At 39.2% G+C, this 7865-nt stretch carries 4 protein-coding genes; all 4 read left to right on the forward strand.

The window, feature by feature from the left end:
• Positions 1-542: 542 nt before the first annotated feature.
• A complete protein-coding gene (locus tag PX481_RS27325) occupies positions 543-1112 on the forward strand; it encodes a chorismate--pyruvate lyase family protein (protein WP_223213048.1) in 570 nt (189 codons plus the stop codon).
• 87 nt (positions 1113-1199) lie between these two features.
• The gene (locus PX481_RS27330; protein WP_288026184.1) at positions 1200-2192 is read left to right on the forward strand and encodes a methyltransferase; all 993 of its coding nucleotides are present in this window, start codon (positions 1200-1202) and stop codon (positions 2190-2192) included.
• Positions 2193-2257: 65 nt separating this feature from the next.
• Positions 2258-2950 (forward strand): polyprenyl diphosphate synthase, encoded by a 693-nt coding sequence (uppS, locus tag PX481_RS27335; protein ID WP_002761485.1) that lies wholly within the window; start codon positions 2258-2260, stop codon positions 2948-2950.
• On the forward strand, positions 2940-7412 hold the full coding sequence (locus tag PX481_RS27340) for a non-ribosomal peptide synthetase (protein ID WP_002761483.1): 4473 nt from the start codon (positions 2940-2942) through the stop codon (positions 7410-7412). Before uppS ends, PX481_RS27340 begins: the two co-directional genes overlap by 11 nt.
• Positions 7413-7865: the final 453 nt, after the last annotated feature.

The raw sequence follows: 7865 nt of genomic DNA on the forward strand, positions 1-7865 counted from the left end.
CCTTATAGAGAAAGGCATTTAGCGATTTTTGTCAATTGTTTTTTATCTAGAGCGAACTAATCAATTAAGTCTCTTGCCAGATAAGGATTTAGTCGATTTATGCCCCCCTATCGAACCATAACAAGTAACGAAGAGCCAGAATTTTATTCCTCCTCTGCATTGGCCGACGGAAGAGGAGGCCGAATATGAAGCCATCATGGATTATGCCGCTAACCAAGCTCAGTCTTCCTACCGGCACCGAGATCACAAGGAGGTGATCAAAACCCAGGCAAAAGATGTTGATCCCGATATGTGGTGGTTGGGAATCTAATCAAAGCGCCGCGGCAAAACAACTAAGTAGGTGGGTGCCATTGATTTGCACCCACCTGTAATGGGAGCATACCGCCCACACTGGGTCTTACATTCAATGAGACCAACCTACTTAGTAGATTGTCCAGCTTAAGGTTGTGTTTACCCAGTTATAGCAAGATATCCAGAGAGCGCTTAGGCACATCGATGGGCTAACTTTAAATCTATCCAGCAAATTAAGGAATTGTGCCATGATGCCAGCGAAACTACCGAATCGGTGTAAAATCGAGTTGCTAAAAAATAGTTTTAGCAAAACCCCTCTTAATCTTTCGGAGTTAAGCACACTCCAGCGAATCATTTTAATAACCGATGGGACTCTGACCGACATTTTAGAGATTTATTTGTTGGAAAAAATGTCAATTGTTAAACTGTCTGAAGAAGCGGTATATTTAGAGGAAGACTTGCCGGTTTTAGATCTTGAAAAAGGTAGTAAAATTATCAAAAGAAAAATATTTCTTTGCAGTACAGTCAGCCAAAAAAATTTAGTTTATGCCGAGTCTATTATTGTTATTGATAGACTAGACACCAAGTTTCAAGAGGAATTAATCAATTCAGGAAAACCCATTGGTAAGCTTTGGTTAGAAAATCGGATGGAAACCTTTAAGGAAATCGTTGATTTATCTCAAGAGCGTGCGGGGGATTTGGCTGAGGATTTTCAAATCAGTCCAGAAGAAAAACTTTTTTCTCGTACCTATCGTGTTTTCTCTCAGAAGCAAGCGATTATGATGATTACAGAAAAATTTCCCGAGAGTTATTTCGTCTAAAAATATCTCCAGAGTCATTCCATTAACAACCATCTCAACTTTGCTCATTCAATCATGTTTAATCTTCAGCGAGAAAATCCCGGGCAAATGTCTGATAGAGACACTGTCTTGCAGATGATAAGGGGTTTTCAGATTAGCCAATGTATTTATGCGGCCGCCAAATTAGGAATTGTTGATCTGTTGGCCGATGGAACAAAATCTTATCAAGAGTTAGCCACTGAAACCCATACTAATGCTGATTTACTTTATCGTTTTTTGCGGACGTTAACCAGTCTGGGGATTTTAGAAGAAACCCAACCCAACTATTTCCAAAACACTGCTTTAGCAACTTATTTAAGAGATAAGCAACAGGGAACTGTTCGCAATTTTCTGATGGCGGAAATAGAAGAAAGTTATGCTAGTTGGGGAAATCTGACTCAAAGTTTAACCACAGGTCAAGGTGCTTTTGAGTCTATGTATGGTGTCAATATTGAAGAGTTTCATCAACAAAATTCCGATCAAGCTGAAGTTTTTGATCAAGCAATGGTTGATATAACTGCAATTCAAAACCCCCTGATTTTGGCCGCTTATGATTTTTCTGTCGGGGAAATTGTCGCAGACATTGGTGGAGGATACGGAAAATTTCTGGCTGCTATTTTACAAAAATATCCCCAGATTCAAGGGGTGCTATTTGAACAACCCTATTGTATTGAGCAGGGGAAATATCTACTAACACAAGAGGGAGTGATCGACCGTTGTAGTTTGATTTCTGGGAGCTTTTTTGACCCCATTTTACTTAAAGCAGACATTTATTTATTGAAGAAAATTCTGCTCAATTGGGATGATCAAAAAGCCCTTGAAATTCTCAAAAACTGTCGTCAGGCTATGGACCCATCCTCTCGATTGTTAATCGTGGATCGAATTTTGCACAAAAATCGTTGGAAGGATAATTTAGCTGATCTCAATTTATGGATGCTAGGTTCAGGAAAAATTCGCTCAGAATCGGAATTTAGGGTATTGTTAGAAACGGCTGGCTTTCAAATAACTAAAATTATTGATACTGAGTCTATAGAGAGTTTAATTGAAGCTACTCCACTCTAAACCAGAAACTTAAATACCGCTCTGTTTACCAAACTACTCAATTCAACCTTATTAGGAAAAATTTTATGACTAACAACATCTCTACTAAACCTCTCAAGCATATTGCCATCATTCCAGACGGTAACAGAAGATGGGCAAAAAATCAGGGCTTATCTCCCCAAGAAGGTCACAGAAAAGCATTTATAGAGGTGGCACCTTCCCTATTAAAAACGCTTTGGGATAAGGAAATTTACGCCGCGACATTGTGGCTGTTCTCCACCGAAAACTGGAAGCGTTCCGATAGCGAAGTTGACAACTTAATGGATGTTTTTAGTCAGTTTCTCAGCTATTTATTGCCTTTATCGGGTGAATACTCAGTACAGTTGCGACATTTAGGTAGAAAAGATCGCCTTCCTGAAAATCTCTTGTCTATGGTTGAGGAGGTAGAGCATAGCACCAAAGGAATGACCGGTCACATCTTCAATTTTGCCCTAGACTACGGTGGTGAAGATGAGATAATCCGCGCAGTTCGCCGCCTAGTAGAAAAGGGGGTTAAACCTGAAGAGATCGAACCTCATCAGCTAATGGATCAATTTTGTCCGCCGCCAGATCTGATTATTCGGACCTCTGGAGAATGTCGGTTATCTGGATTTATGCCCCTACAGAGTTGTTATAGTGAACTCTACTTTACAAATACCTTCTTTCCCGATCTAACTCCGGCAGATATTGAAGAAGCTATCCACTGGTTTCAAAATCGCGAGCGTCGCTTTGGAAAATAGGATCAAGCAAATTAAACCAACTATAGCACCTGAGTTAAATCAAATTACTTTAGTTCCCATGACTCAATCTATTCATCAATTATTGGAACAGCAGGTACAACGCACCCCTGAAGCGATAGCTCTGATTGGGGAAAACCGGCAAATTAGCTATGAAAGCTTAAATCAAAAAGCCAATCAACTGGCCCATTATTTACAAAAATGTGGGCTAAAATCGGAAAGTCTCGTTGGCTTATCTGTGGAACGTTCCCCGGAAATGGTGATGGCGCTTTTGGCTATTCTCAAAGCCGGATGTGCCTATGTTCCCCTCGACCCCGACTATCCACCGGAGCGCTTGGATTATATGATACAAGATGCTCAATTATCTCTCATAATCACCAATAGTTATTTAATCGGTAAATTCGGGGACAATCAGAGAGTTAAAATTCTGAAATTGGATGAAGATTGGGGGCTAATTGCCCTGGAAAAGCCAGAAAATCCCGATATTGAAGTTAACCCCGAAAACCTCGCTTATATTATCTATACATCAGGTTCCACCGGAAAACCCAAGGGCGTGATGATTGAACATCGCTCTGTGGTTAATTTTATTGAAGTGGTTAAGACTACTGCTAATCTCAGTCAAAGCGATCAAATTTTACAATTTGCCTCGATTAGTTTTGATGTTGCCGTCGAGGAAATTTATCCTTGCTTAACTGTTGGTGGCACAGTGTTTTTGCGAACTGAGGCGATGTTAAGCTCATTTTCTAGCTTTATCCAAAAGTGTCGAGAATGGCAACTGACAATCTTAGATTTACCCACAGCTTTTTGGCAGGCTTTAATTACCGAATTAGCACGAACTAAGGAACCCTTCCCCGAATCGGTGCGATTATTATTTGTGGGTGGAGAAAGTTTATTACCCGAAAAACTCAAACTATGGCAGCAATATATAGAAGAAATGCTACAAACTGGGAAACTCCGCCGAGTACCCCAATTAATTAACGCTTATGGACCGACAGAAACCACTGTCGAAGCAACCTATTGTGATTTATCTAATTATAAATTAACAGAAAACTGTACCTCTGTCCCTATTGGTCGTCCCATCAATCAGACACAAATCTATATTCTTGATCAGAATTTACAGCCTGTCCCCCAAGGAACTCAAGGGGAATTATATATTGCTGGTATTAGTTTAGCGAGAGGTTATCTCAATCAGCTAGAATTAACCCAAGAAAACTTTATCAATAACCCTTTCAATCCCTCAGAACGGCTTTATAAAACTGGAGATTTGGGTCGCTATTTAGCCGATGGTGACATTGAATACTTAGGACGCATTGACAATCAAATTAAGATTAGAGGTTTTCGGGTAGAACTAGGAGAAATTGAGAATGTATTGATTCAACACTCGGCGATTGATTCGGCGGCGGTTATCCTCAGCCAAGATCAATTAGGGGATAAACAGTTAATCGCTTATGTCGTTCCTCATCTAACTTCTGAGGATTCCTTAGAACAGGAAAAAACTCAACAAGAATATCTGGCTCTTTGGAAAACTGTTAATCAGCAAACTGACAGTCAAACCCCTATTCAAAGTGATCTTACTTTTAATATTATTGGTTGGGATAGTAGTTATGACGGACAGCCAATTCCCAAAGAAGAAATGCACGAATGGGTGGATAAAACCGTTGAAAGCATTCAAGAGTTACACCCAGAAAAAGTTTTAGAAGTTGGCTGCGGTACGGGATTATTATTAACTCGAGTTGCCCCCGATTGTTCCGAGTATGTAGGTCTTGATTTTTCTCGTCCTGCTTTAGATCATATTCGGAAAATTCAGCAAACAATAGGCGGTTTAGATCATGTAACTTTGTGGGAAAGAAGCGCCGATGACTTAGCGGGATTGGAGTCAGAAAGTTTTGATACTATTATCATCAACTCTGTGCTGCAATATTTCCCCAGTACCGCCTACCTACTGCAAGTTTTAGAAGGGTTGATTAAACGGGTTAAAAAAGGAGGTCATATTCTTGTTGGAGATATTCGTAATTTAGCCCTTTTGCCAACCTATTGTACTTCGGTAGAAGCTTATCGAGCTAATGATCATGTTCTTGCCTGCCAATTGCGAGAAAGAATTACCCGCAAACAACAAGCAGAAGAAGAGTTGTTATTACATCCCTTTTTCTTCCTAGCACTTCAACAACAATTTCCTGAAATTACTCATGTGCAAATAAAACCCAAAACTGGGGTTTATGATAATGAATTAACTCGCTTTCGTTACGAGGCGATTTTATCTATCAATAGTTCCGTTGAACCGTTGACAGAGATTGATTGGTTAGACTGGCAAAAAGAACAACTGAACTTAGCCGAAGTTAAACGTATTTTAACTGAAGATCAACCGAAAAATTTAGGTATTTCTCGTATTCCTAATGCTCGTTTGAGCAAGGAAGTTAAGGTTCAACAATGGTTAGAAGAAGCTGATCAAAGCGACTCACTTAAGCAACTAAACCAGTGGCTAGGTAAGCAGCCGAAGCATGGGGTAGAAATTGATCGGATAATGGCTCTTGTGGAGGACTTACCTTATCACCTAGAGATTAGCTGGATTAATACCGATGCCACAGGATATTATGATCTAGTTTTTAGCCATAAATCCGCACCATTCCAACCAGCAATTTTTCCCATTAGTTCTCCTATTGAAGATATATTTACCTATGCCAATAATCCAATCGAGATTAAATTTAAGCAGCAATTAATATTAGAACTCGGTCAATTTATTAAAAGCAAATTGCCAGAATATATGAGGCCAAATGCCATCAGTATTTTAGACAAATTGCCCCTTACGCCTAATGATAAAATAGACCGTCTGGCCTTGTCAAAACTGGCAAAACCGAGTTATATATTAACCAGTAATAAAGCTAATTTTGTAGCTCCTCGTAATCGAGAAGAAGAAATATTAGCGAACTTGTGGTCTGAAGTTCTGCAACTAGAGCCAATCGGTATTAATGATAACTTCTTTGAGTTAGGCGGAAATTCTCTCAAGGTCATTGTTTTATTGAATAGAATCCAAGAAGGGTTGAATAAAAACTTGCAGATGCTTGACCTATTTCAGTCACCCACCATTGCTGAATTAGTAACTTGTCTGTCAGAAAAATCATCAACATTTAACAGAATTGAAGCAACAAATCTCCAACCTGCCGACGAAATTCGTTATTATCCGCCCTCTTTTGCTCAAGAGCGATTTTGGGATTATCGTCATTTAGGTAGCTTTTATTATCTACCTAACTACTTCCATCTGGAAGGAAAGCTTAATATAGCTATTTTGGAAAAAAGTTTTAATGAGATTATTCGTCGCCATGAAATTCTAAGAACAAAATTAGAAGAAATCAACGGTTCTTTAAGGCAGGTTGTCTATCCCAACACAAAGATAGCTCTTGAAATTATTGATCTGCGAAACCGCTCAGAAGTAGAGCAACAGCAAGAAATAGAAAGAATAACCGCAGAAAAAATCAAAAAACAAGTTTTTCTGGACAAAGATCCTTGGTTGTTTGTTAATCTACTACAATTGTCAGAAACGTCTCATATTTTGCTGATCGGTTTACACATGATGCTGGCCAATGAACAATCTTCGGAAATATTAATGCCAGAATTGAGCCTTCTCTACGATACTTTCCTCTCTGATAGCCCTTCTCCTTTGCCCGAATTACCCCTACAGTATGGCGATTATGTGATTGCCGAACGTCAATCTCTTACAGAAGAAGGACTAAAAATAAGGCGCGACTATTGGCAACATTGGTTAAGTCGAGAACCCCAACCTTTAAATCTTCCCACTGACAGACCGCTACCAGAGGTGCAAAGCTTCCAGGCGGCTACCCTAGAAATGGAGATTTTCCCTGAACTGACCACTCAGTTAGAAACTTTGAGTCAGAAACAAAAAGTGACTTTTTTTACCACCATCGCCACTACCTTTGGACTTTTACTCCATCAGTACGCTCCGAAGGAAAGTCTCGTTATCGGCGTTCCAGCGATTGATAGCAATCAGCAGCAATTTGCATCTGTAATGGGAGATTTTGGTAAAATGCTGGCTTTAAGGCTTGATTTTGGCGAAAATGACGACTTTTTCCAGCTATTAAAACGGGTTCAACAGGAGATGCTTGCTGTCATCACTCACCAAGATGTCCCTTTTGAGCAAATCGCCAAAACCTTTGACCCGCCGATAGAGCGAAATAAACGCTTTTTTAGAGTGTATTTAGACTTTTTGCAAAAAGCTCCCAGAGAGCATTTAGAATTATCGGGTTTGAATGTCACCCCCATACCGCTTAAATTATCAATGGCAAGAGTAGATTTAGGAGTATTGTTCTGGAAAAAAAATACCCCTTCGGGAACTGTTATTCAGCTATGGTGGAAGTATAAAAAAGATTTGTTTGAAGCGGATACCATAGCTGGGATAGCATCAAATTTTGAAGATTTATTAGGGGCAATTGTCAATAGACCTCTTGCATAAATCCGAAAACAAACGATAGAAACAATAATGGGAAGGACTTTCAGTTAATTATTTATTAGTAGTTGATAATCTTCAAAAATGTTGCTGTACAAGGATCGACTTAAGACTTTTGCAAGAGGTCTAATCAATGAAATCAACTCAATCTCATCTTTTCACTACAACTCATTGGTATAATACCTGCTTAATGGAAGCTCTGGTTTTTGCTGTTTCTGGTCAAACTGAAGGAATAATACAGTCAAGCCTAGAATTGTTGACAACTAAGGTAAAATCGTTAATAATTTAGAGAAGGATTTATTCTTAGCAAAAAATACTTTTTTTGGCTCTTCGGTTTGTGTTATGCAATGGACGGGGGTTATAAGGGATGGAACCCTTATAGAGAAAGGCATTTAGCGATTTTTGTCAATTGTTTTTGCTCTAGAGCGAACTAATCAATTAAGTCTCTTGCCAGATAAG

The sequence above is a fragment of the Microcystis sp. M53603_WE2 genome (genome assembly GCF_030065435.1).

Coding starts and splice junctions, on each gene's coding strand:
- PX481_RS27325 (WP_223213048.1), top strand. CDS start 543: ATGCCAGCGAAACTACCGAATCGGTGTAAAATCGAGTTGCTAAAAAAT.
- PX481_RS27330 (WP_288026184.1), top strand. CDS start 1,200: ATGTCTGATAGAGACACTGTCTTGCAGATGATAAGGGGTTTTCAGATT.
- uppS (WP_002761485.1), top strand. CDS start 2,258: ATGACTAACAACATCTCTACTAAACCTCTCAAGCATATTGCCATCATT.